This window comes from Bradyrhizobium sp. DOA9 (genome assembly GCF_000617845.2).
Classification (GTDB): domain Bacteria; phylum Pseudomonadota; class Alphaproteobacteria; order Rhizobiales; family Xanthobacteraceae; genus Bradyrhizobium.
In genome coordinates, this window is record NZ_DF820425.1 from 3,379,246 (window position 1) to 3,402,567 (window position 23,322).

Sequence of the window (23,322 nt, forward strand, 5' to 3'; positions counted from 1 at the left end):
GACATGCGTTCACGCCCAGCCCGCAAGCCCGAGAAGACCTACCACCATGGCGATCTCCGCGATGCGTTGATCGAGGCCGCGCTGCACGAGGCGGAGCAGGGCGGCGCCGAGGCGATCAGCATCAAGGCGCTTGCCAAGAAGCTCGGCGTCTCGCAGCCGGCGCCATACCGGCATTTTGCCGACCGCGAGGCGCTGCTCGCCGCCGTCACCGCGGCAGCATTCCGGCAGCTCTCGGCGCTGTTGCGCGAAGCGATGGAAAAGCCCTCGAAGCAATCGAAGCTCTCCCGCCTCGCACAGGCCACGCTCGATTTCGGTTTGCGCCGGAATGGCATCTACCGCCTGATGTTCGCCTCGCGCACGGTGTCCTGCGCGGCCAAGGGCAGCGAGCTGCACGCAGCGACGCGGGAGACCTTTGCGCTCGTGATCGAAGCCTTGGAAGCGCCCGCCGTCGGCTATTTGCGCGAGCGGCAGGCGCTCAAGATCTGGGCGGCGCTGCACGGCGTGGTGATGTTGGCCGAGCAGGGCCTGTTCACCGGCGAGGCGGCGCACGCCACGCGCGAGGAGTTGGTCGAGGATTTCGTCAACGAGACCAAGGCTGCGCTTGCGGTCGCGATCAAGGATGCGCGACGTCGGACCAAGGCCGGCGCTTAGGCATTCGCCTTCAGGAGCTTCATCAGCTTCTCGACCGCGCTGTCCGGCGTGGTCACGACGGGGCGGCCGGTGGCCTCGGCAACCAGCGGCGCGGTCGCGGCGATGCTGAATTGCGCCAGCGCGATGACGTCGCAATCGCGCAAGCTCCGCGAGGCCTCCACGATCAGCCGGTCGTGCGTCGCGCGGTCGCCGCGGTCGAGCGCGGCCAGCGCACCTTCGGCAAGCTTCGGCACGATTTCGACGGAGGCGGGAAATTCGGGCGGCATCGAAAGCAGGGTCGGCGGAAAGGTCGAGAGCAGGCCGATGCGCCGGCCCATGGTCACCGCCCTCTCGATCATGGCCTCGTTCGGCTTGAGCACCGGCATCGGCGCATGCGCGCGCGCGACGGCCTCGATGCATGGGCCGAAGGCGGAGCAGGTGAACAGGATGCCATGCGCTCCCATCGCCGCCGCATAGTTACCGAGCGCGAGGAAGCGCTCGGTCATGGCGGCGTTGAGCTGGCCATCGCGTGCCAGGTCCGCCGACAGGCTGTCGTCGAGCAGGTTCATCAGCCGTGCCTCGGGCCAGGCCTGCGCAAACGCCGCCTCGATCGGGGCGATGGAATGCTTGAGGGCGTGGATGAGGGCGATGCGAGGGGGCGTCGTCATTGAAAGTGATCACCTGGTAGGTCTCATGCCCCGGACGCAGCGCAATGCGCAGTATTGCGCTGCAGAGCCGGGGCCTATTATCGTCGCCGGGTCCTGGCTCCGCGCAGCAGCGTTGCACGCTGCAGCGCGTCCGGGACACGGGGCGCCCTTATTTGAACGGAATGGCGTACATCAAGCCGCCTTTGCTCCAGAGGCCGTTGAGGCCGCGATCGAGCTTGAGCGGGCTCGCCTTGCCGACATTGCGCTCGAAGATCTCGCCGTAATTGCCGCCGGCCTTGATCGCCGTGACCAGCCATTTGTTGTCGAGCCCGAGCCGCGAGCCGAGGTCGCCCGAAGCGCCCAGCAGGCGCTGGATTGCGGGTACTTGCGACTTCGTCATCTCCTCGACATTGGCTTGCGTGACGCCGAGCTCCTCGGCCTCGATCAGGCCGTAATGCAGCCAGGTGATGATGTCGCTCCAGACCTCGTCGCCGTTGCGGGTGAAGGGTCCGAGCGGTTCCTTGCTGATGGTCTGCGGCAGCACGACATAGTCGGCCGCATTCGGCGCCGCCGTGGTCACCGCGCCGGCGAGCGCAGAAGCGTCCTGGGTCATGGCATCGCAGCGGCCGCCGAAGAAGGTCTGGTACATGGTGTCGATGCGGTCGAACACCAGCGGCTTCCAGTCGATGCCGTTGGCGCGGCCGTAATCTCCGAGCGTGACCTCGTGCGTGGTGCCCTGCGCGACGCAGACGGTGGCACCCTTGAGGTCCTTCAGCTCCTTCACGCCGAGCTCCTTCTTCACGACGAAGCCCTGGCCGTCGTAGAAGTTGATCGGGCCCTGCCGCAGGCCGAGCGTCACGCCGCGCAAATAGGTCTGCGTCGAGTTGCGGTAGAGCACGTCGATCTCGCCCGATTGCAGGGCAGTGAAGCGGTTCTGAGCCGTCAGCGACACGTAACGCACCTTGGTGGGGTCGCCGAGCACGCCGGCCGCCAGCGCGCGGCAATAGTCGACGTCGAGACCTTTATAATTGCCTTGCGAGTCCGGCGCCGAGAAGCCGGCAAAGCCGGCGCTGACGCCGCACACCAGCGTGCCGCGGCTCTTCACCGTATCGAGCGTCGCCGCCGACGCCATCACCGTCGATGCCGCGAGCAGGCCCGCTGCGATAACCACTTTCCTCATATGACTCTCCCCTCACTGATTGACACTACGCAACACGTTGTCGACGGCCGTGCCGAGCTTGTCGACGATCTGATCGATCTCATCTGCCGATGCGATATACGGCGGCGCCAGCAGCACATGATCGCCGCGGACGCCGTCGACGGTGCCGCCGCCGGGATAACATCCGAGCCCGTTCGCGAAGGCTTCAGCCTTGATCTTCTGATGCAGCTTGAGCGCGGGATCGAACGAGGCGCGGCTCGCGCGATCGGCGACGAGCTCGATCGCCCAGAACAGGCCGCGGCCCCTGATGTCGCCGACATGGCGGTGATTGCCAAAGCGCTCCGTCAGGCGCTGCTCGAGCTGCTTGCCTCGCTCCTTCACGCGGTCGAGCAGGCCGTCCTCGCGGATCACATCCTGCACCGCGAGCGCGGCGGCGCAGGCGAGGGGATGCGCCAGATAAGTGTGACCGTGTTGGAATGCGCCCGAGCCGGCGCGGAGGCGATCGATGATCTTGCTGCTTGCCAGCATCGCCCCAATCGGCTGATAGCCGCCGCCGAGCCCCTTTGCGATCGCCTGGATGTCGGGTGCGACACCTTCCTGCTCCCAGGCGTGCGTCGTGCCGGTGCGGCCCATGCCGCACATGACCTCGTCGAGGATCAACAGCGCACCGTGCCGGTCGCAGATCTCGCGCACCGCCTTGAAGTAGCCGTCCGGGGCGGTCGCCGCGCCGGCGGTGGCGCCGACGACGGGCTCGGCGAGGAAGGCCGCGACGGTGCCGGGGCCGAGCCGCTGAAACTCGGCGTCGAGCTCGGCGGCGAGGCGCGCGACGAACTGCGCATCCGACTCGCCCTCGCGCTTCTCGCGATAGGCGAACGCCGGCGTGACGTGGCTGAAGGCGGTCGACAGCAGCGGCGCATAGGGCGCGCGACGCCAGGCATTGCCGCCGGCGGCGAGCGCGCCGAGCGTGTTGCCGTGATAGCTCTGCCGCCGCGCGATGAAATGCTGCCGCTGCGGTTCGCCGCGCTCGATGAAATATTGCCGCGCCAGCTTGATGCTGGCTTCGATCGCCTCCGAACCGCCACTAACGAAATAGGCGTAGGCGAGGCCGCCGGGCTCATGCCCGACCAGCCGCTCGGCCAGCGCTTCGGCCGGCTCGGAAGAGAAGAAGGAAGTGTGGGCATAGGCCAGCGTCGAGGCCTGCTTGGCCATCGCCGCGATCACGCGGGGATGCTGGTGGCCGAGACAGGAGACCGCCGCGCCGCCCGAGGCATCGATCACGCGGCGGCCGTCCTCCGCAAACAGATAGACGCCCTCGCCGCCGATCGCCTTGGGCGGCGTTTCGCGCAGCGAACGATGCAGCACGCGGCTGTTGCGAGTGCTCATGGGTCAACCTTTCTCCGAGACGTAAGTTGAGGCAGCGTTGAGCCGCGCCTCGGTATTTTCCAGACGCTTTTTTCGCGGCGGCGCCGCCGAGTGAGAACGTGACGGCCGCGAGCGACTGCGCGATCGCGATCGCGCCGGTGAGGCTGGGGAAGAAGCCTGGCGATGACGCGGCCTCGAACAGCAGCACATGATCGGCGCCCTCGGCCATCGGTGCCGACAGGCTGTCCGCGATCGCGATCAACGTTGCGCCGCTGTGGTGAGCGGCCTGCGCGACGCGGACGCTGGCATGGGTGTAAGGCAGGAAGCCGATGACGATGACCGCTTCGCCCGGCCGGAACGCGCCGAGATCGAGGTCGTCGGGCCCGGACGTGCCGACGATCTGCACCTGTTCGGGCCGGAACAGGCGCAGCTCGTAGTTCAGGAGCTCCGCGACGCTGCGGCAGCTGCGATAGCCCGCAATCCAGATCCGCTTGGCGTCGTGCAGCGCGCGCGCCGCTTCGGCGATCGGGTGGGCCGGGATCCGCGGAAGGCCGGCGGCTTCGGCCTCGAGCTTGTCCATGACGAGCGTTACATCGGCGTTCGGGCCGTGACGGCGGCCTCTCGTGCGGCCGGAGAAGGGCGCGGCCTGCGACGGCCGCCGCGCCTCGGTCAGCGCGGCGCGCAATTCGTCCCATCCGGAATAGCCGATCGCCTTCGCCAGCCGCGTGAACGCCGCGGGATCGGCGCCGGCTTCCGCCGCGAGATCGCGCATCGAGCGCGTGGTGGCGTCGTAATCATTGGCGGCGACGAAACGGCCGACCTCCTGCAGGCGCAGGGGGAGCGATGGCAACGCGATGCGCAGTTCGCTCAGGGGCGAGGATTTAACGGGCTCGGCCATGAAACATTTGTTGCATGAAATGGAGTTTGATGCAACAGTTGAAGTGCGCTGCCGGAAATCGCTGCATTCGAAGAAGGATTCTCGTGCTGTGACCGCCGATCATCCCAGACCGCCGCCGCGTCGCCGCTTCGTGCTCGGGCGCAACGAATTGAAGGGCCTGTTCTGGCAGGCCCTGGTGGTCGGCATCGCGGTCGGGGTGATCGCCTTCCTCTGGTCCAACACCGTCACCAATCTCTCGGCCCGGCGCATCACCACTGGCTTCGCCTTTCTGGGCCGTGAGGCCGGCATGCCGATCTCCGACAGCCTGCTCGCCTACAATCCCCGGGATAGCTATCTCTGGGCCTTCGTCGTCGGCGTCGCCAACACCTTGCGCGTCGCCGTGATCGGCATCGTGCTCGCGACGATCCTGGGCACCCTGATCGGCATCTCGCGACTGTCGGCCAACTGGCTGCTGTCGCGGGTTGCGGCCGTCTATGTCGAAACGCTCCGCGATATCCCGTTGCTGCTCCAACTGCTGTTCTGGTACGTGCTGATGCAGGCGCTGCCGGCCGCGCGTGCGGCGTGGCGGCCCGTCGAGGGCGTGTTCCTGTCCAATCGCGGCCTGATCCTGCCGGCGATCCCGTTCGGCCCGCCGCAGCTCGCGGTGCTCGGCACCGCGGTGCTGGGCTGTGCGGTGTTCTTCCTGGTCCGGCGATGGCTGGTCGTGCAGCAGATGCGCGATGGCAAGCCGCGGCCTGCCTGGCCGTTTGCACTCGGCCTCATCGTCGTGATGCCGGTGGCGATCTCGCTGGTGCTCGGCGTGTCCTGGACGATCGAGTGGCCGCAGCTGCGCGGCTTCAACTTCGTCGGCGGGCTGACGCTCGCGCCGGAATATTTTGCGCTGCTGATCGCGCTGGTGACCTATACCTCGGCCTTCATCGCCGAGATCGTGCGCAGCGGCATCCAGTCGGTGCCGCGCGGGCAATGGGACGCCGCCAACGCACTCGGCCTGCGCCGCAGCTTCATGCTGCGGCAGATCATCCTGCCGCAGGCGCTGCGCGTGATCGTGCCGCCAATGACGAGCCAGTATCTCAACCTGACCAAGAACTCCTCGCTCGCGGTCGCGATCGGCTACCAGGACGTGGTCTCGATCGCCAACACCACGCTGAACCAGACCGGGCAGGCCATCGAAGCGATCGCGCTGATCATGGCGGTGTTCCTGACCATCAGCCTTTCCATCAGCTTCTTCATGAACTGGTACAATTCGCGCATCGCACTGGTGGAGCGCTGATCATGACGGCAATCACCGATATGCCGGAGACGCCCAGAGCTGCCCGTCGTCCGCAGCCTGGCAATCCGGTGCTGCACTGGCTGCGCAAGAACCTGTTCTCCTCGATCCCGAATGGGATCATCACCGTCCTGCTGCTGGCGCTGCTTGCCAAGGGTATTTTCAGCTTCGTGCAGTGGGGCATCGCCAATGCGGTCTGGCTGACGCCCACGGGCGATTCCAGCGCCTGTCGCGCGGCACGCGGCCTCGGCGCCTGCTGGGCCATCATCCCCGAAAAGTACCGCTTCATCCTGTTCGGCACCTACCCGTTCGACGAGCAGTGGCGGCCGGCACTGTCGGTCGTGCTGTTCATCGCGCTGTACTACCTCTCGACCCGCCGTGCGCTGTGGCGGCGCGAGCTGGTCTATCTCTGGATCGGAGCGCTGGCGCTGATCAGCCTACTGATGTGGGGCGGCGTGCTCGGCCTGTCCTTTGTCTCGCAGGATCGCTGGGGCGGACTGCCGGTGACGCTGATCCTGGCGACGTTCGGTCTCGCCTTCGGCTTCCCGCTCGGCATCCTGGTCGCGCTCGGCCGGCGCTCGAAGCTGCCGGCGATCCGCTCACTCAGCGTGCTCTATGTCGAGCTGATCCGCGGCGTGCCGCTGGTGAGCCTGCTGTTCATGGCGAGCGTGATGTTTCCACTGTTCATGCCCGCCGGATTCAACATCGACAAGCTGCTGCGTGCGCAGATCGCGATCATCCTGTTCGCCGGCGCCTACCTTGCCGAAGTGATCCGCGGCGGCCTCCAGGCCGTGCCGCGCGGGCAATATGAGGCCGCCGACGCGCTCGGCCTGTCCTACTGGCGCAAGCACCGGCTGATCATCCTGCCGCAGGCGATCCGCCACGTCATCCCGCCGCTGGTCAACACCTTCATCGCCTTCTTCAAGGACACCAGCCTGGTGCTGATCATCGGCATTTTCGATCTGCTGACGACGGCCAAGACCGCGATCATCGATCCTGCCTGGCAGCAGTTTTCCGTCGAAGTCTACATTTTCGTTGCCGCGATCTACTTTGTCTTTTGCTTTGCGATGTCGCGCTACAGCCGGAGCCTGGAGGCGCGGACAACGCCGAAGTGACGCTTCCTCGTTTGGTGCCGCTTGTTTGCGCTTGCACCAATTGCCGATCTTGAGCTCTAATACCAGAGGTTGCTCCTGCGGTCGATTTGGCGAGGCTGTCATGCGCGTGGCCGTTTTGCGGCAATTCATCGCCGCCCAAATCTGCGTCCTGATCTTCACAGCCATTCTCGGCGTCTCATCGTGTGCCGCCGAGGGGTTACGGCGCTATCGCGCGCCGATCGGTGAGAGTTCGATTTCGGGAATTTCGTCGGGCGCGTTCATGGCCGTTCAGTTCGGCACGGCGTGGTCGTCGGTGATCAAGGGCGTCGGCGTGGTCGCAGGCGGGCCTTACTGGTGCGCGAAGGCGGACGCGTTCGACGCCGTCACCTGGTACTGGGGGCCGATCCGGCGGGCCACCGGTGCATGCATGAAGGGGCCGGCGTCGGATCTGGATCCGAAGGATTTTACGGCAAAGGCCGACGCCAAGGCCGTAGCGGGCGAGATCGACCCTCTCAGCAATGTCGGCAGGCAGAAGGTCTATCTCTTTCACGGCTACAATGACGCGGTCGTCGACAAGGCCGCGACCGATGCGGCCGCCGATTTCTATCGCCATTATCTGGGGGATGCCAATCGCGGCAATTTGTTCTATCAGGCCACGCTCGGCGCGGGCCACTCGTTCGTCGTGGCGAAGCAGGGCGCGCCCGGGCTCAACGACTGCAAGGCAAACACGGAGCCCTATATCGACCAATGCGGCTACGACCAGGCCGGCGTCATCCTGCAGCATATTTACGGCCGCCTGAATCCGCCCGGTCCCGCACCGCTTGCAGGTTCGGTGAAGAGCTTTGATCAATCGATCTATACCACGCCGCATCTGCCCGACGCGCTGAGCATGGGCGATACCGGCTATGTGTTCGTACCTCGGGATTGCGAGCAGGGCAGTCCGTGTCGCGTCCACGTCGCGCTCCACGGATGCAAGCAGGACGTCGCCGATATCGGACGCAGATTCGTGGATGAGGCAGGTTACAATGAGTGGGCGGACACGAACCACCTGATCATTCTCTATCCGCAGACCAAGACCAGCCCATACTGGCCAAGCAATCCGCAGGCCTGTTGGGATTGGTGGAGCTACGTCGACCATCGGGATAGCTACGTGACGAAGTCCGGATCGCAAATCAAGGCGATCAAGGCGATGCTGGATGCGCTCACGGCCGTTGCCGCGGCGCCCGCCGGCGCGACGGCGCCCTCGCTATCGGCACCGCAGTCGCTCGCGGTGATCGATACGTCGGATAACGGCGCCGACCTGGCCTGGTCTGCAGGGGGCGACGGAACGATCTACCGGGTTTCGCGTGCGGGGCCAGATGGTGCGTTCCAGGCGATTGGCGACGTGACAGGCGCGAGCTTTGGGGATTCCGGTCTGACGCCGCAAACAACATATCGATGGCGTGTCTCGGTCATTCTCAACGGGGCGGAGGGTCCGAGCTCCGACGAGGCGACCGGCACCACGCGATCGACGCCTCCTCGCTGCGATAATCCCGGCTCCTGCCCGATCGCCAGATAGCGAACCGATGTCGCGCTACAGTCGCAGCCTGGAGGCGACCAGCGAGAGGTCAGGTCCCGTGTCCCGGACAAGGGGCAGCGCTTCAGCGCTGCGCCGCAGAGCCGGGACCCAGGGCAGCGCCGGAAGTCGCAGAGAGATGGGCCCCGGCTCTGCAGCGCAACGCTGACCGGACGATGCTTCGCATCGCCGGGATAGCGCTGCGCTACGTAAAGGGCACGAGAGTGAGCCTAGTTCTTCACCTTCGGATCGATCGGCGTCGTCCCGCGCAGGCTTAAGATATCCTCCAGCACCTTCGCCCCGGCAATCACCTGCGCGTCGGCGCGCGGCGCGCCGACCACCTGGACGCCGACCGGCAGGCCCGAGGCCGTGAAGCCGCAGGGCAGGGAGAGAGACGGGCAGCAGGCCAGCGTGATGGCGTAGACGATGCCGAGCCATTCGATGTAGTTCTCGAACCTCTTGCCGGCGCATTCGGCGACATAGCGATGCTCGATCGGGAAGGGCGGAACGATCGTGGTCGGCGTCAGCAGCAGATCGTAGCGCTTGAAGAACTCGACCGCCCGCGCCGTCATGCCGACGCGCTGCGCCTCGGCGCGCGCGAGCTGCTCGACCGTGAGCTTGAGACCTTCCTCGATGTTCCAGATCACCTCGGGCTTGAGCAGGTCGCGCTTGGTGCGCAGCAGATTGGCCTTGGTGATCGCGAAATCGAAGGCGCGCAGCACGTGGAAGCATTCATGCGCCTCGCGCCAGTCCGGATGCGCCTCCTCGACGATGGCACCTGCCTCGGCGAAACGTTCGGCGGCCTTGCGCGTGATCGCCTTCACTTCGGGATCGACCGGCGTGATTCCGAGATCGGGCGAATAGGCGATGCGTTTCGGCCTCTTGCCCGCCTGGGCCGCCGACAGGAACGAGGTTGCGGGAGCCGGCAGCGACAGCGGATCGTCGGCATAGTCGCCGCTCATGGCGTCCAGCAGCAGCGCGAGATCCTCGACGTTGCGCGCCATCGGGCCGACCACGCCGAGATTGCGATCGATGCCGGACTTGGGAGTATGTGCGACGCGGCCGATGCTCGGCCGCATGCCGACGATGCCGCAGAAGGCCGCGGGGCTGCGCAACGACCCGCCCATGTCGGAGCCCTGGGCGAGCCAGGCCATGCCGGTCGCAAGCGCCACCGCCGCGCCGCCGGAGGAGCCCGCGGCCGATTTCGTCGTATCCCACGGATTGAGGGTCGCGCCGAACACCTCGTTGAAAGTGTTGGCGCCGGCGCCGAATTCCGGCGTGTTCGACTTGGCGTAGACGACCGCGCCGTTGGCCTCGAGGTTCTCGACCATGAGGTCGGATGTCGCGGGGATGTTGTCCTTGAAGATCGGCGAGCCCTGCGTGTTCAACACGCCCGCGACGTCGGTCAGATCCTTGATCGGTACTGGCAGCCCGGCGAGCAGCCCGCGCGCGCCGGCCGGCTTCCGCATCAATGTCTTCGCGCTCTCCCGCGCGCGATCGAAGCACAGCGTCGGCAGCGCGTTGACCTTGCCGTCGACCTCCTTGATGCGCTTCTCCAGCACGTCCAGGAGCTCGAGCGGCGAGACGTCGCCGGAGCGCAGCTTGTCGACGACGGCGCAGGCGGTTTCGCGGATCAGATCTTGAGACAATTAGTTTACTCCTATGCCTATTGTGCGGTCATTGCGAGCGCAGCGAAGCAATCCAGACGGTCACTGCGGAACAATTCCTGGATTGCTTCGCTACGCTCGCAATGACGAGGATAGAGTTAACCCCACCCGGCGCTGATGCCGCCGTCGACCGTGTAGATCACGCCCGACGTATAGCCGGCGCGATCCGAGGCCAGGAACGCCATGAGGTCGCCGATCTCGCGCGCATGCGCGGGACGGCCGAGCGGCAGGCTCTTCTGGAATTCCTTGTAGCGGCTCTCGTCGCCGAACTGGTGCTGGGCCCGCGTCTTGAGCAGGGTAACGTGGCGGTCGGTGCCGACGGGGCCGGGATTGATGCCGACCACGCGGATGTTGTCGGCGAGGCTCTTGCCGCCGAGCGCACGTGTGAACGCCATCAGCGCGGCATTGCCGGCGCTGCCGCAGATGTAATTGGCGTCGAACTTCTCGCCGGCCGCGCCGATGTCGTTGACGATGACGCCGCCGCCCCTGGCTTTCATCTGGGCGTAGATGTAGCGCGTCAGGTTGATATAGCCGAACACCTTCAATTCCCAGGCGTGCCGCCAGGTCGCCTCGTCGATCTTGTCGATCGAGCCGCCGGGGATGTCGCCGGCATTGTTGACGAGGACGTCGATGTCGGCGGCTTCTTTCGCCAGCCGGGCCACGTCGTCCTCCTTGCGCAGATCGACGATGCTCGTTGTGGCGTCGATCTGGTGCGCGGCGCGCAAACGGTCGGCCAGCGCCTTGAGGTGATCGCTGCTCCTCGCCGCGAGCAGGAGATGCGCGCCTTCCTCTGCGAAGGCCTCGGCGGCGGCTGCGCCAATGCCCTTGGACGCGCCGGTGATCAGGACGCGCTTGCCGCGCAGATGCAGATCCATGGGGGTACTCGTTGGTGGGAACAGGGATCAAATCAGTAGGCGCTCGCCCGCGCCATGGTCAACATTGCAGTGCAGCGTTGCACTGCCGCCGCGTTTGGTCCATTGCAGTGCAGTCAAAAGGCGGCGACTGCCGGACCAAAAAGGGACGTTCTCCATGAGCAAGAAACAATACCGGATCGCGGTCATTCCCGGCGATGGCATCGGCAAGGAGGTGATGCCGGAGGGCCTGCGCGTTTTGGAGGCGGCGGCGAAGAAGCACAACGTCTCGCTGCATTTCGACCATTTCGACTTCTCGTCTTACGACTATTACGAGAAGCACGGCCAGATGATGCCTGACGACTGGAAGGAGAAGATCGGCAAGCACGATGCGATCTATTTCGGTGCGGTCGGCTGGCCGGCCAAGATCCCGGACCACGTCTCGCTGTGGGGCTCGCTGATCAAGTTCCGCCGCGAGTTCGACCAGTACGTGAACCTGCGCCCGGTGCGGCTGATGCCCGGCGTGCCGTCGCCGCTGGCGGGGCGCAAGCCCGGCGATATCGATTTCTGGGTGGTGCGCGAAAACACCGAAGGCGAATATTCCTCGGTCGGCGGCCGCATGTTCCCGGACACCGACCGCGAATTCGTGACGCAGCAGACGGTGATGACCCGTACCGGCGTCGACCGCATCCTGAAATTCGCCTTCGAGCTCGCGCAGTCGCGGCCCAAGAAGCACTTGACCTCGGCGACCAAGTCCAACGGCATCTCGATCACCATGCCCTATTGGGACGAGCGCGTGGAGGCGATGGCCAAAAAGTATCCGGGCGTGAAGTGGGACAAGTACCACATCGACATCCTGACCGCGAACTTCGTGCTGCATCCGGACTGGTTCGACGTCGTGGTCGGCTCCAATTTGTTCGGCGACATCCTCTCCGACCTCGGCCCGGCCTGCACCGGCACGATCGGCATCGCTCCGTCCGGCAACATCAACCCCGAAGGTGATTTCCCATCCGTGTTCGAACCGGTGCACGGCTCGGCGCCCGACATCGCAGGCCAGGGCATCGCCAACCCGATCGGCATGATCTGGTCCGGCGCGATGATGTTCGAGCATCTCGGCGAGAAGGAAGCCGGCAAGTCGATCGTCGAGGCGATCGAGCGCACGCTCGCCGAACGCACGCTGCGCACCAAGGATCTCGGCGGCAATGCCGATACGACGGCGTGCGGCAAGGCGGTTGCGGATATGGTGGATTGACGGACAATGCGTAGGGTGGGTTAGCATAGCGTAACCCACCTCTTTTTTCTCGGCGAAGAAGGTGGTGGGTTACGCCTGCGGCTAACCCATCCTACGATTTCTATTTCGTTCCCGATCAGCCCACGATCTTCTCGATCGCCGCCTGATCCAGCCCGAACTTCTTTCCGGCTTCGATAATCTCCTGCCAGGTGGTCGGATCGACCGGGATGCCTTCGGCGAGGCGTTTTTTCCTGGTCGCGCGCTCCGGATCGCCGGCGATCAGCACCTTGTCGACGCCGGGCGCGGGCGGCGAGCCGGTGTGCCAGGCGACGAAGCTCTCGACTTCGCGTGCAAGGTTCTCGCCGGTGCCGAGCTTGCCGGGGTCGATGACGATCGAGAGCATGCCGTTGAGGACGTTGTGCTTGCCGTCGGAGGAGCCTTTGACCACCTGCCCGCCGGAGAGCGCGCCGCCGAGGATTTCGCAGACCAGCGCAAGGCCCGAGCCCTTGTGCTCGCCGAAGGGGAGGATGGCACCGTAGGGCGGGATCACGGTGTAGCGCGGATTGATCGTGGGCTTGCCCTCGTGATCGATGATCGTGCCGGCCTCGAGCTCGACACCCTTGTTATGGGCGACACGGGTCTTGCCCTGCGCGATCCTGCTGGTGGCGAAGTCGAGCACAATGGGATCCTTGCCGCTGCGCGGAATACCGACGCAGAACGGATTGGTGCCGTGGCGCGCGTCGCTGCCGCCCCAGGGCGCCACGATCGGACGCGAGATCACGTTGACGAAGTGGATCGAGACCAGGCCGTGGTCGATGCACTGCTCGGCCCAGTGGCCGATGCGGCCGATGTGGTGCGAATTGGAGAGGCCGACGAGACAGACGCCGTTCTGCTTGGCGCGCGCGGCCGCGAGCTCCATCGCTTCATGACCGATCACCTGGCCGTAGCCGGTGAGGCCGTCGAGGGTGAGGAGCGGGCCGGTGTCGAGCACGATCTTGACGTGCGCGTTCACGGCGAGGCCGCCATTGGTGACGCTCTGGACGTAGCGCGGGATCATGCCGACACCGTGCGAGTCGTGGCCTTTGAGATTGGCCTCGACGAGATTGGTGGCCACCAGCTCGGCCTCGCGGTCCGAGGAGCCGCCGGCCTTGACGATGGCGTGGACCACATTGGTGAGCGGCCCTGCCTTGATGATGCGATAGTCGGCCATTGTTGTTGCTCTTATCCCTTCACGATCCGGCGGCAATGGACCAATGCCGCTTCAATCAGGTTCTCGCTCGCCTCGGGCGTGCGGAAGGCCGAATGCGCCGACAGCGTCACGTTTGGAATTTTCGTCAGCGGGTGATCCGCAGGCAGCGGCTCGGTGTTGAAGACGTCGAGGCCGGCATGGCGGATGTGGCCCGACTTCAGCGCCTCGATCATGGCGGCTTCGTCAACGATCGCGGCGCGTGCGGTATTGACGAGAATGACGCCGCGCTTCATCGCAAAAATCTTCTCGCGCGTGATCATGCCGCGCGTCTCGTCGTTGAGCAGCAGGTGCAGCGACACGACGTCGCTTCTGGCCAGCACGCTGTCGAGATCGGTGAATTCGACGCTCGCGTGGCTCTTCGGCGAGCGGTTCCAGGCAATCACCTTCATGCCGCTGCCGGACGCGATGCGCGCGACCTCCGCGGCGATGCCGCCGAAGCCGATCAGGCCGAGCGTCTTGCCGGTGAGCTGCATGCCGTCCTCGCGCAGCCAGTTTCCGGCCCGCATCTCGCGGTCCATCATCGCGATGACGCGGGCGGAAGCCCACATCAGCGCGATCGCCGATTCCGCAACCGCCGTGTCGCCGTAGCCCTTGATCAGATGCACGGAGATGCCGAGCTGGCTAAGCTCTTCCGGGTTCATGTAGCTGCGCGCGCCGGTGCCGAGGAACACGACGTGCTTCAGCCCGGTGCATTTCCTCGCGACCTCGGTCGGCAGCGCGGTGTGGTCGACGATCGCGATCTCGGCGCCGTCGAGAATGGCAGGATATTGCTCGGGCGTGATGTCGGGATCCCTGTTGATCCGCACCTTGGGATCGCCGGGCTTCTCCAGCCGCTCCATGATCACGGCCAGCGATTCATTGGCGTCGACGAAAACTCCGCGCATGGTTCTCTCCGGTCAGGACGCAACGCCGGCGATCGCCAGCACGGTATGCATGAGAACGTTGGTGCCCGCGGCGCAGTCGCCCTGCGTGGCGTCCTCCAGCTCGTTGTGGCTGATGCCATCCTTGCAGGGCACGAACACCATCGCCGCAGGCATGATCGTGTTGAGATTGCAGGCATCGTGGCCGGCGCCGGAGGTGATGCGGCGCGAGGAATAGCCGAGCGTCTTGGCCGCATTCTCGACCGCGGCGATGAGCTTGGGATCGAAATGCGTCGGCGGCTTGCGCCAGACCAGATCGATCTTGACCTCGACCTTGCGGCGCGCGGCGATCTCCGCGATTGCCGCCCGCAGATCGCGATCGAGCGCGTCCATGATGGCGCCGTCGGCACTGCGGCAATCCATGGTGAAGGCGATCTCGCCGGGAATGACGTTGCGCGAGGGATTGGCGATCACGGCCTCGCCGATGGTGCCGACGGCGTTCGGTCCGTGCTTCCTGGCAATCGACTCCATCGCCAGCACGATTTCGGACAAGGTCGCCAGCGCATCGCGCCGCAGCGGCATCGGCGTCGAGCCCGCATGGCTCTCGAAGCCGGAGATCTTGCCGTCGTACCACAGCACGCCCTGGCCGGAATCGACCACGCCGATGGTCTTGCCTTCCGCTTCCAGGATCGGCCCCTGCTCGATGTGCAGCTCGACGAAGCAGCCGAGCTTCTGGAAGCCGACTGGCTTGCCGCCGCGATAGCCGATACTATCGAGCGCCTGGCCGACGGTGGTGCCCTCGGCGTCCTTGCGCGACAAGATGTCGTCGGTGGTGAAGTCGCCGACATAGGCGGCGGAGGCCATCATCGCAGGTGCGAAGCGCGAGCCTTCCTCGTTGGTCCAGTTCACGATGCAGATCGGCGCCTCGGTCTCGATGCCGGCGTCGTTCAGCGTGCGGATCACCTCCAGCGCGCCGAGCGTTCCCAGGATGCCGTCATACTTGCCGCCGGTCGGCTGGGTGTCGAGGTGCGAGCCGATGCCGACGGGCAGCTTCGACATGTCGCGGCCCTTGCGCAGGCCGAACTGTGATCCGAGCGCGTCGACGTGGACTTCCAGTCCGGCATCCTCGCAGGCCTTGCGGAACCAATCGCGAACCTGCTTGTCTTCGCGGCTCAGCGTCAGCCGCCGCACGCCGCCTTTGGCCGTCGCGCCGAATTGCGCGGTCTCGTGGATGGAGCCCCACAGGCGGGCGGAATCGATTTGCAGGTTGGTCGCGGCTCGGCTCATGCGTCAGTCTCTCGTTTGTCCGGCGCCTTTTTCAATGACGCGCCTGCGCGGGCGCGTCAACTGCGAGGCTGCTCTGCGCAATTTGCCGTGCAAGCTCGGCGACGCGCTCCACGGCGACGACGTCGGGCGAAGCCAGCCAGCTTGCGGTGAAGGTCAGCGGCGCGATGGAAAGATCGGTGTCGAGCAGCTGCAGGCGCCCGTCGGCAAGCTCGCTCTCGACGATGGCGTCGGGGATCACGGCGATGCCGAGGCCCTCGACCGCCATGTGAATGACGGTCGCCAGAGAAGCGGACGCATGCAGGCGGATCGGCGGCAGGTCCGGCCGGTCGAACACCTCGCGCACGACCTCGTAGGGCTTGGTCTTGCGCGGGAAGGTGATGATCGGAAACCGCGCGAGCTCCGCCGGCGTCAACGGGCCCTTGCCGAGCCCGAGCGAGGGACTTGCGAGGAAGCCGATCGGATAATCGGCGAGCACGCGGTTGTGCACGCCGGAGGCGGATAGCGGTCCGACCACGAAGGCGAGCTCGATCTCCTGCGCGAGCAGGCGCGCGGTGAGGTTCGGCGTGATGTCGACCTCGATCTCCAGCGACAGGTTCGGATAGGCCTCGTTGACGCTCTTGACGAGCCGCGGCAGCCAGGTGTGCACGATGGTCTCGGCGACGCCGAGCCGCATCACGCCGCGCATCGCCGAAGCATCGCCGATCTCCGCCATCATCGCAGCGCGCAGGCCGATCAGCTTCTCCGCATAGACCATCATCTGCCGGCCGCTCGGGGTCGGTGACGCCACGCGATGATCGCGGTTCAAGAGCTTCACGCCCATCTCGCGCTCGAGCTGGGCGATGCGCTGGGAGATCGCCGGCTGGGTGGTATTGAGCCGTTGTGCCGCGCCGCGGAAGCTGCCGAGCTTTACAACCCACAGGAACGTCTCGATCGACCTGAAGTCCAGCATTGGAAGGATTTTCCCGATCGATAAATCAGATTTATCGAGATTGATTAGAAACGAAGATTAGACTTTATAGCACGCTTGGTGTTGGCTTGTCTTTGTCGAGTTTATAGGCAGGTCGATCACATGACTGTTTTGGTGGCAGCGCAGCAAACTGAAACACCCGACGCCCTCCCGAGCCGCAAGGCCCGGCTCGCCTACCGCGAGGGGCTGGTCGCCTCCACCGCCGGCGTCGCCCCCGGATACGTCCAGGGCAATCTGGCGATCCTGCCGGCGGATTATGCCGGCGCCTTCCACCGCTTCTGTCAGCTCAATCCCAAGCCGTGCCCGATCATCGGCATGTCCGATGTCGGCAGCCCTTTCATCCCCTCGCTCGGCGCCGACCTCGACATCCGCACCGACGTGCCACGCTACCGCGTCTGGTGCGACGGCGAGGTCGTGGACGAGCCGACCGACGTGAAGAGCTACTGGCGCGACGATCTCGTCACCTTCGTGCTCGGCTGCTCGTTCTCGTTCGAGGAGGCTCTGCTCGAGGAGGGCATGCCGATCAGGCACATCGAGAAGAACGTACGCGTGCCGATGTACCGCACCAACATCGCCTGCGGCGTATCGGGTCCGTTCGCCGGTCCCATGGTGGTGTCGATGCGCCCGTTCAAGCCGGCCGATGCGATCCGCGCGGTGCAGATCACCTCGCGCTATCCGGCCGTGCACGGCGCGCCCGTGCATCTCGGCCATCCGCATCTGATCGGCATCAAGGATATCGCCAAGCCAGACTACGGCGATCCGGTACCGGTCGCCGACGACGAGATTCCGGTGTTCTGGGCCTGCGGGGTGACGCCGCAATCGGTCATCAACGCCGCCAAGCTGCCGTTCGCAATCACGCATTCGCCCGGCCTGATGCTGGTGACCGATCTCAAGAACAGAAACATGGCCGTGATTTAGTGGGCAGCGTCTGCTGCTTCTTCAGGCTTTACCGCATCCACCAATCGCTTCATTCGATCAGCCGAAATTCAGGAACAGGGGACTTTGCCATGACGATCACTCGCCGCGAAATGTTGTTGGGAGCGACCGCCACTGCCGCTCTGGTGCCGCTGGCAGCGCGCGCACAGACGGCGGAGGTCGTGATCGGCGTGATCTATCCGTTCTCCGGCGGCAGCGCGCAGCAGGGCGTCGACGCGCAGAAGGCCTATGAGACCGCGCTCGAAGTCATCAACAAGGACAGCGATTTCGACTTGCCGCTGGCCAAGGGCGAGGGCCTGCCGGGTCTCGGCGGCGCCAAGATCCGTCTCGTGTTCGCCGACCATCAGGCCGATCCGCAGAAGGGCCGCGCCGAGGCCGAGCGCCTGATCACACAGGAGAAGGTCTCTGCCATCATCGGCACTTATCAGAGCGCGGTGGCCGTCACCGTCAGCCAGATCTGCGAACGCTACCAGGTTCCGTTCCTGTCCGCCGACAATTCCTCGCCGAGCCTGCACCGCCGCGGCCTGAAATATTACTTCCGCGCCTCGCCGCACGACGAGATGTACTCGGCCGCGATGTTCGACTTCTTCGACGCCATGAAGAAGAAGGGCACCAAGATCGAGACGCTGTCGCTGTTCCACGAGGACACCATCTTCGGCACCGATTCCGGCAATGCCCAGACCAAGATCGCCGGCGAGCGCGGCTACAAGATCGTCACCGATATCAAGTATCGCGCCAACTCGCCCTCGCTCTCGGCCGAGGTGCAGCAGCTCAAGACCGCCAATGCCGACGTGCTGATGCCGTCGAGCTACACCACCGACGGCATCCTCCTGGTCAAGACCATGGCCGAGCTCGGCTACAAGCCGAATGCGATCGTGGCGCAGGACGCCGGCTTCTCCGAGAAGGCGCTCTACGACGCCGTCGGCGACAAGCTCGAAGGCGTGATCTCGCGCGGCACCTTCTCGCTCGACCTCGCGCAGAAGCGGCCGATGGTCGGCAAGATCAACGAGATGTTCAAGGCCAGGTCCGGCAAGGACTTCAACGACCTCACCTCACGCCAGTTCATGGGCCTGATCATCCTCGCCGACGCCATCAGCCGCGCCAAGTCGACCGACGGCGAGAAGATCCGCGACGCGCTCGCGGCCACCGACATCCCGGGCGAGAAGACCATCATGCCCTGGAAGCGCGTCAAGTTCGACGAGATGGGCCAGAACAACGACGCCGACCCCGTGCTGCTGCAATATGTCGGCGGCAAGTTCGTCACCATCTTCCCGCCGCAGGCCGCGATCGCCGAGGCGATCTGGCCGATGAAGTAAGCACTGCGCGAGCAGGGGATCGAGATCGTCGCACGGCCTCGTCATTGCGAGGAGCCCGCGACAAAATTGCGAAGCAATTTTGCGCTGGCGACGAAGCAATCCAGAATGTCTCCGCGGTGGGATTGCTGGATTGCTTCGCTTCGCTCGCAATGACGAAGCAAACGATGACGTTTCGAACGGGGGACCAGAGTTGACAGCCCAAGCTATTATCCAGAGTCTCGCGAGCGGCCTGCTCATGGGCCTGCTCTACGGACTGATCGCGGTCGGCCTCGCGCTGATCTTCGGCCTGATGGACGTCACGAACTTCGCCCATGGCGAGTTCCTGATGATCGCGATGTATCTGTCCTTCTTCCTGTTCGCGTTCTTCGCGATCGACCCGTTGCTATCGGCACCTTTGGTCGCCGCGGCACTCTTCATATTCGGAGCGGTCATCTACCTGCTCCTTGTACGCTTCGCCATGCGGGCCAAAGCCAATGCCGGCATGGTGCAGATCTTCACCACCTTCGGCCTTGCGATCGTCATGCGCGGCCTCGCGCAGTACTTCTTCACGCCGGATTATCGCAGCATCCCGCAGTCCTGGCTGGGCGGCAAGACCATCTCGGTCGGTGGCATCTTCCTGCCGGAGCCGCAACTGGTCGGCGCGCTGGTCTCGATCGCGGCCTTTGCCGCTCTCTATTTCTTCATCCACCGCACCGATTTCGGCCGCGCGATCGAAGCCACCCGCGAAGATCCCGGCGCGGTCGCGCTCGTCGGTATCGACAAGAACCGCGTCTTCGCCTTCGGCTGGGGCCTCGGCGCCGCGCTGGTCGGCCTCGCCGGCGCGATCATGGCGGTGTTCTTCTACATCTATCCCGACGTCGGCGCCTCTTTTGCGCTGATCGCCTATGTCACGGTGGCGCTCGGCGGCTTCGGCAGCGTGTTCGGTGCGTTTGCCGGCGGCATCATCGTCGGTCTCGTCGAAGCGGTCACGGCGCTGGTGCTGCCGCCCTCGCTGAAATCGGTCGGCATTTACTCGGTCTATCTGCTCGTTGTCTTCATCCGGCCGCGCGGCCTGTTCGGATCGATGTGATGGACAAGGATTTTGCAGCGCGGCGCCGCCGCGACCTCATCATCGCCGCAGCGCTCGCCGCCATTGCCGCGCTGACGCCGTTGTTCGTGAAGGATGTCGTCGTCCAGAACATCATGATCCTGACGCTGATGTATGCTGGCCTCTCCCAGAGCTGGAACATCCTGTCCGGCTATTGCGGCCAGATCTCGCTCGGCCACGCGCTGTATTTCGGCCTGGGTGCCTACACCACCGAGCTGCTGTTCACGAAGTTCGGCGTGCTGCCCTGGTTCGGCATGCTGGCGGGCGGCGTCGTGTCGGCGCTGATCGCGATGGGGCTCGGCTATCCCTTCTTCCGCCTGCGCGGCCATTACTTCGTGATCGCCACCATCGTCATCGCCGAAATCGGCTTGCTGCTGTTCCATAACTGGGAATGGGCCGGCGCTGCGATGGGGATCACCATTCCGATCCGCGGCGACAGCTGGCTGAAATTCCAGTTCCTGCGCACCAAGCTGCCGTACTTCTATTTCGCGCTGGCGCTGTGCTGCCTCGCCTGGTTCGTGACCTGGTGGCTGGAAAACTCCAAATGGGGATTTTGGTGGCGCGCGGTCAAGGACAACCCGGAGGCGGCCGAGAGCCTCGGTGTCGACGTGTTCAATTCCAAGATGGGTGCGGCCGCCGTCTCCGCCTTCCTGGTCGCCGTCGGCGGCAGCTTTTACGCCCAGTTCGTCTCCTACATCGATCCTGAGAGCGTCATGGGCTTTCAGTTCTCCCTGCTGATGGCGCTGCCGGCCGTGCTCGGCGGCATCGGCACCCTGTGGGGGCCGGTGCTCGGGGCGGCCATCCTCATCCCGCTGACCGAGCTGACGCGCTTCAAGTTCGGCGGCTCGGGGCGCGGCGTCGACCTCATCGTCTACGGCACGCTGATCGTCCTGATCTCGCTGGCCTTGCCGCGGGGACTGCTCAGCCTGTTTTCACGCCCGAAGAAGACGGGGGTCGCACGATGACCGCGCTGCTCGAAACCCGCGGCGTCTGGCAGCGCTTCGGCGGCCTCGTCGCCAACAGCGACGTCTCGATCTCGGTCGGCCGCGGCGAGATCGTCGGCCTGATCGGCCCGAACGGCGCCGGCAAGTCGACGCTGTTCAATCTCATCGCCGGCGTGCTGCCGCCGACGCAAGGCTCGATTCTATTCGACGGCGAGGACGTCACCCGCATGCCGGCGGCGGTGCGCTGCCAGCGCGGGATAGGGCGCACCTTCCAGGTGGTCAAGAGTTTCGAGACCATGACCGTCATCGACAACGTCATCGTCGGTGCGCTCGTGCGCAACACCGTGATGCGCGAAGCGCGCCGCAAGGCGCATGAGGTGCTTGAGTTTACCGGCCTTGCCGCCCGGGCCGACGTGCTCGCCAGCGACCTCGTGCCGGCCGAGAAGCGCCGCCTCGAAGTCGCCCGTGCGCTCGCCACCGAACCGAAGCTGCTGCTGCTCGACGAGGTCCTCACCGGTCTCACGCCGACCGAAGCGCAGACCGGCGTTGCCCTGGTGCGCAAGGTGCGCGATGCCGGCATCACCGTGCTGATGGTCGAGCACGTCATGGAGATCGTGATGCCGCTGGTCGACCGCGCCATCGTGCTCGACCTCGGCAAGGTGCTGGTCGAGGGCAAGCCCACTGAGGTCGTGCGCGATCCCAAGGTGATCAAGGCATATCTGGGAGATCGTCATGCTGTCGGTGCGTGAAGTCACCACCGCCTATCAGGGCCTGGTCGCGATCTCCGCGGTTTCGATCGAGGTCCAGAAGGGCGAGATCGTCTGCGTCGCCGGCGCCAACGGCGCGGGCAAGTCGACGCTGCTCAAATCCATCGCCGGTGCCGAGCGCCCGCGCTCGGGCACCGTGACGTTCGACGGCAAGCGCCTCGACGGCATGGCGCAGCATCACATCACGGCCACCGGCATCGCCTATGTGCCGGAGAACCGCCGTCTGTTTCCGCGCCTGTCGGTGCGCGACAATCTTCGCCTCGGCAGCTATCTCTACCGGGGCGAAGCGAATCGCGAAGAGCCGCTCGAGCTCGTCTTCAAGCTGTTTCCGCGCCTCCAGGAACGTCTGGAGCAGCGCGCCGAGACGCTAAGCGGCGGCGAGCAGCAGATGCTCGCGATCGGCCGCGCCCTGATGACGCGCCCGCGGCTGTTGATGCTGGACGAGCCCTCGCAAGGAATCATGCCGAAACTGGTGGACGAAATCTTCCAGGCGGTGAAGCTGATCCGCGATTCCGGCATGACCGTCCTGATCGTCGAGCAGCGCATGGCGGAATGCCTGGAGATCGCCGACCGTGCCTACATCCTGCAAACCGGCCGCGTGCTGATGCAGGGCCCGGCCGCGGAGATCAAGGGCAATCCGGACGTGCGGAAGGCGTATCTGGGGCTGTAGGCACAACCGTCATTGCGAGGAGCTCTTGCGACGAAGCAATCCAGAATCTCTCCGCAGAAAGACTCTGGATTGCTTCGCTGCGCTCGCAATGACGAGGATGGAGCCGAGCCTAGTGCCCATGCTCCGGCAGCGTCACCCCGAACGCTTTCACCAGATCCTTCACCTGCTCCGGCGTCAGATACCGCGGGTTCATGCCGCGCAGCAGCAGGTACAGCTTCGCCGTCTCCTCCAGCTCCTCCGTGGCGAACACCGCCGCTTCCAGCGTGTCGCCGGCGACGACCGGGCCGTGATTGGCGAGCAGTACGGATGAGTATTTCCCCGCCAGGCCCCTGATCGCATCCGCGACCGCGGGATCGCCGGGGCGGTAATAGGGCACGAGCGCGGTGGCGCCGCATTTCATCAAATAATAGGCCGTCATCGGCGGCAGCGCGGCACGGGGGTCGATTTCGGGCAGCATCGAGAGCGCGACCGAATGGGTGGAGTGCAGATGCACGATGGCCCGCGCGCCGCCGCGCGTGTCGTAGAGCGCAGTGTGCAGCGGAACTTCCTTGGTCGGCGCATCGCCCGAGACCAACCGGCCCTGCTGGTCCAGCCGCGACAATTTTGCGGGATCGAGGAAGCCGAGCGAGGCGTTGGTCGGCGTCACCAGCCAGCCATCGTCCAGCCTGACGCTGATATTGCCGGAGGAGCCCGGCGTCAGCCCGCGCTCGAACAGGGATCGTCCGAAGCGGCAGATATCCTCGCGCAGCCTTGTTTCGTCGCTCGTTTCGGTTTTCATGGCCGTCATGCCTGCTTGTCTCACGCTTTGGCAGCGCGGCCAAGCCGTGTTATTCGGTTGCCAAGCTGCCGCGAAGGGCAGCTATTTGGGAAACGTTCGC

General features: G+C 65.3%; 21 protein-coding genes and 1 pseudogene. 11 read left to right on the forward strand and 11 right to left on the reverse strand.

The genetic code is table 11. The features are described from left to right. Positions 1 to 3: 3 nt before the first annotated feature. Positions 4 to 651, forward strand: coding sequence for a TetR/AcrR family transcriptional regulator (locus BDOA9_RS15775; protein ID WP_025034912.1), 648 nt, complete (start codon positions 4 to 6; stop codon positions 649 to 651). Here the strand turns inward: BDOA9_RS15775 and BDOA9_RS15780 are convergent. The 4 genes and pseudogenes from BDOA9_RS15780 to BDOA9_RS40030 all read right to left on the reverse strand — a co-directional run bounded on the left by BDOA9_RS15780 (position 648) and on the right by BDOA9_RS40030 (position 4,696). Continuing rightward, positions 648 to 1,298, reverse strand: a complete 651-nt coding sequence (locus tag BDOA9_RS15780; protein ID WP_025034913.1) for an aspartate/glutamate racemase family protein — start codon at positions 1,296 to 1,298, stop codon at positions 648 to 650. The two genes, BDOA9_RS15775 and BDOA9_RS15780, sit on opposite strands and share 4 nt — an antisense overlap. A gap of 148 nt (positions 1,299 to 1,446) precedes the next feature. Further along, positions 1,447 to 2,457 carry an amino acid ABC transporter substrate-binding protein gene (locus BDOA9_RS15785; RefSeq protein WP_025034914.1) on the reverse strand — a complete coding sequence of 337 codons (1,011 nt, stop codon included), beginning with the start codon at positions 2,455 to 2,457 and terminating at the stop codon, positions 1,447 to 1,449. A 12-nt stretch (positions 2,458 to 2,469) separates the two neighbouring features. After that, entirely contained in the window at positions 2,470 to 3,819 is a 1,350-nt protein-coding gene (locus BDOA9_RS15790; protein WP_025034915.1) for an aspartate aminotransferase family protein, read from the reverse strand. A 3-nt stretch (positions 3,820 to 3,822) separates the two neighbouring features. Further along, positions 3,823 to 4,696, reverse strand: a pseudogene (locus BDOA9_RS40030) (MurR/RpiR family transcriptional regulator). An 88-nt stretch (positions 4,697 to 4,784) separates the two neighbouring features. Here BDOA9_RS40030 and BDOA9_RS15800 point away from each other — a divergent pair. From BDOA9_RS15800 to BDOA9_RS15810, 3 genes are all read left to right on the forward strand, one after another. Next, on the forward strand, positions 4,785 to 5,966 hold the full coding sequence (locus BDOA9_RS15800; RefSeq protein WP_025034916.1) for an amino acid ABC transporter permease: 1,182 nt from the start codon (positions 4,785 to 4,787) through the stop codon (positions 5,964 to 5,966). A gap of 2 nt (positions 5,967 to 5,968) precedes the next feature. Beyond that, positions 5,969 to 7,078: an amino acid ABC transporter permease gene (locus tag BDOA9_RS15805; protein ID WP_025034917.1), complete on the forward strand. Its 1,110-nt coding sequence runs from the start codon at positions 5,969 to 5,971 to the stop codon at positions 7,076 to 7,078. 100 nt (positions 7,079 to 7,178) lie between these two features. Further along, positions 7,179 to 8,615 carry an extracellular catalytic domain type 2 short-chain-length polyhydroxyalkanoate depolymerase gene (locus BDOA9_RS15810; protein WP_025034918.1) on the forward strand — a complete coding sequence of 479 codons (1,437 nt, stop codon included), beginning with the start codon at positions 7,179 to 7,181 and terminating at the stop codon, positions 8,613 to 8,615. A gap of 227 nt (positions 8,616 to 8,842) precedes the next feature. Here BDOA9_RS15810 and BDOA9_RS15815 read toward each other — a convergent pair whose 3' ends face one another. Further along, positions 8,843 to 10,261 carry an amidase gene (locus BDOA9_RS15815; protein ID WP_025034919.1) on the reverse strand — a complete coding sequence of 473 codons (1,419 nt, stop codon included), beginning with the start codon at positions 10,259 to 10,261 and terminating at the stop codon, positions 8,843 to 8,845. Between the two features lie 116 nt (positions 10,262 to 10,377). After that, positions 10,378 to 11,154 (reverse strand): SDR family oxidoreductase, encoded by a 777-nt coding sequence (locus tag BDOA9_RS15820; RefSeq protein ID WP_025034920.1) that lies wholly within the window; start codon positions 11,152 to 11,154, stop codon positions 10,378 to 10,380. A gap of 154 nt (positions 11,155 to 11,308) precedes the next feature. Between BDOA9_RS15820 and BDOA9_RS15825 the strand changes: the two genes are divergently transcribed. Continuing rightward, positions 11,309 to 12,382, forward strand: coding sequence for a tartrate dehydrogenase (locus tag BDOA9_RS15825; RefSeq protein ID WP_025034921.1), 1,074 nt, complete (start codon positions 11,309 to 11,311; stop codon positions 12,380 to 12,382). 115 nt (positions 12,383 to 12,497) lie between these two features. Here the strand turns inward: BDOA9_RS15825 and BDOA9_RS15830 are convergent, their stop codons facing one another. From BDOA9_RS15830 to BDOA9_RS15845, 4 genes are read right to left on the reverse strand one after another with little or no spacing between them, the layout of a single operon-like run. Then, entirely contained in the window at positions 12,498 to 13,571 is a 1,074-nt protein-coding gene (locus tag BDOA9_RS15830; RefSeq protein WP_025034922.1) for a malate/lactate/ureidoglycolate dehydrogenase, read from the reverse strand. An 11-nt stretch (positions 13,572 to 13,582) separates the two neighbouring features. After that, entirely contained in the window at positions 13,583 to 14,494 is a 912-nt protein-coding gene (locus BDOA9_RS15835; RefSeq protein WP_025034923.1) for an NAD(P)-dependent oxidoreductase, read from the reverse strand. Positions 14,495 to 14,506: 12 nt separating this feature from the next. Further along, positions 14,507 to 15,757: a Zn-dependent hydrolase gene (locus BDOA9_RS15840; RefSeq protein WP_025034924.1), complete on the reverse strand. Its 1,251-nt coding sequence runs from the start codon at positions 15,755 to 15,757 to the stop codon at positions 14,507 to 14,509. Between the two features lie 31 nt (positions 15,758 to 15,788). Then, positions 15,789 to 16,706, reverse strand: coding sequence for a LysR family transcriptional regulator (locus BDOA9_RS15845; protein WP_025034925.1), 918 nt, complete (start codon positions 16,704 to 16,706; stop codon positions 15,789 to 15,791). 120 nt (positions 16,707 to 16,826) lie between these two features. On the opposite strand from BDOA9_RS15845, the gene BDOA9_RS15850 reads away from it, so the two are divergent. The 6 genes from BDOA9_RS15850 to BDOA9_RS15875 all read left to right on the forward strand — a co-directional run bounded on the left by BDOA9_RS15850 (position 16,827) and on the right by BDOA9_RS15875 (position 22,444). Next, on the forward strand, positions 16,827 to 17,642 hold the full coding sequence (locus BDOA9_RS15850; RefSeq protein ID WP_025034926.1) for a putative hydro-lyase: 816 nt from the start codon (positions 16,827 to 16,829) through the stop codon (positions 17,640 to 17,642). 89 nt (positions 17,643 to 17,731) lie between these two features. Next, on the forward strand, positions 17,732 to 18,976 hold the full coding sequence (locus tag BDOA9_RS15855) for an ABC transporter substrate-binding protein (RefSeq protein WP_025034927.1): 1,245 nt from the start codon (positions 17,732 to 17,734) through the stop codon (positions 18,974 to 18,976). A 190-nt stretch (positions 18,977 to 19,166) separates the two neighbouring features. Then, on the forward strand, positions 19,167 to 20,045 hold the full coding sequence (locus BDOA9_RS15860) for a branched-chain amino acid ABC transporter permease (protein ID WP_025034928.1): 879 nt from the start codon (positions 19,167 to 19,169) through the stop codon (positions 20,043 to 20,045). After that, complete coding sequence (locus BDOA9_RS15865; protein WP_025034929.1) at positions 20,045 to 21,028, forward strand: branched-chain amino acid ABC transporter permease; 984 nt, start codon at positions 20,045 to 20,047, stop codon at positions 21,026 to 21,028. Before BDOA9_RS15860 ends, BDOA9_RS15865 begins: the two co-directional genes overlap by 1 nt. Continuing rightward, entirely contained in the window at positions 21,025 to 21,756 is a 732-nt protein-coding gene (locus tag BDOA9_RS15870) for an ABC transporter ATP-binding protein (RefSeq protein ID WP_025034930.1), read from the forward strand. Before BDOA9_RS15865 ends, BDOA9_RS15870 begins: the two co-directional genes overlap by 4 nt. Then, the gene (locus BDOA9_RS15875; RefSeq protein WP_025034931.1) at positions 21,740 to 22,444 is read left to right on the forward strand and encodes an ABC transporter ATP-binding protein; all 705 of its coding nucleotides are present in this window, start codon (positions 21,740 to 21,742) and stop codon (positions 22,442 to 22,444) included. Before BDOA9_RS15870 ends, BDOA9_RS15875 begins: the two co-directional genes overlap by 17 nt. A 109-nt stretch (positions 22,445 to 22,553) precedes the next feature. On the opposite strand, the gene otnC is transcribed toward BDOA9_RS15875, so the two are convergent. Beyond that, entirely contained in the window at positions 22,554 to 23,231 is a 678-nt protein-coding gene (otnC, locus tag BDOA9_RS15880) for a 3-oxo-tetronate 4-phosphate decarboxylase (protein ID WP_025034932.1), read from the reverse strand. Positions 23,232 to 23,322 lie beyond the last annotated feature (91 nt).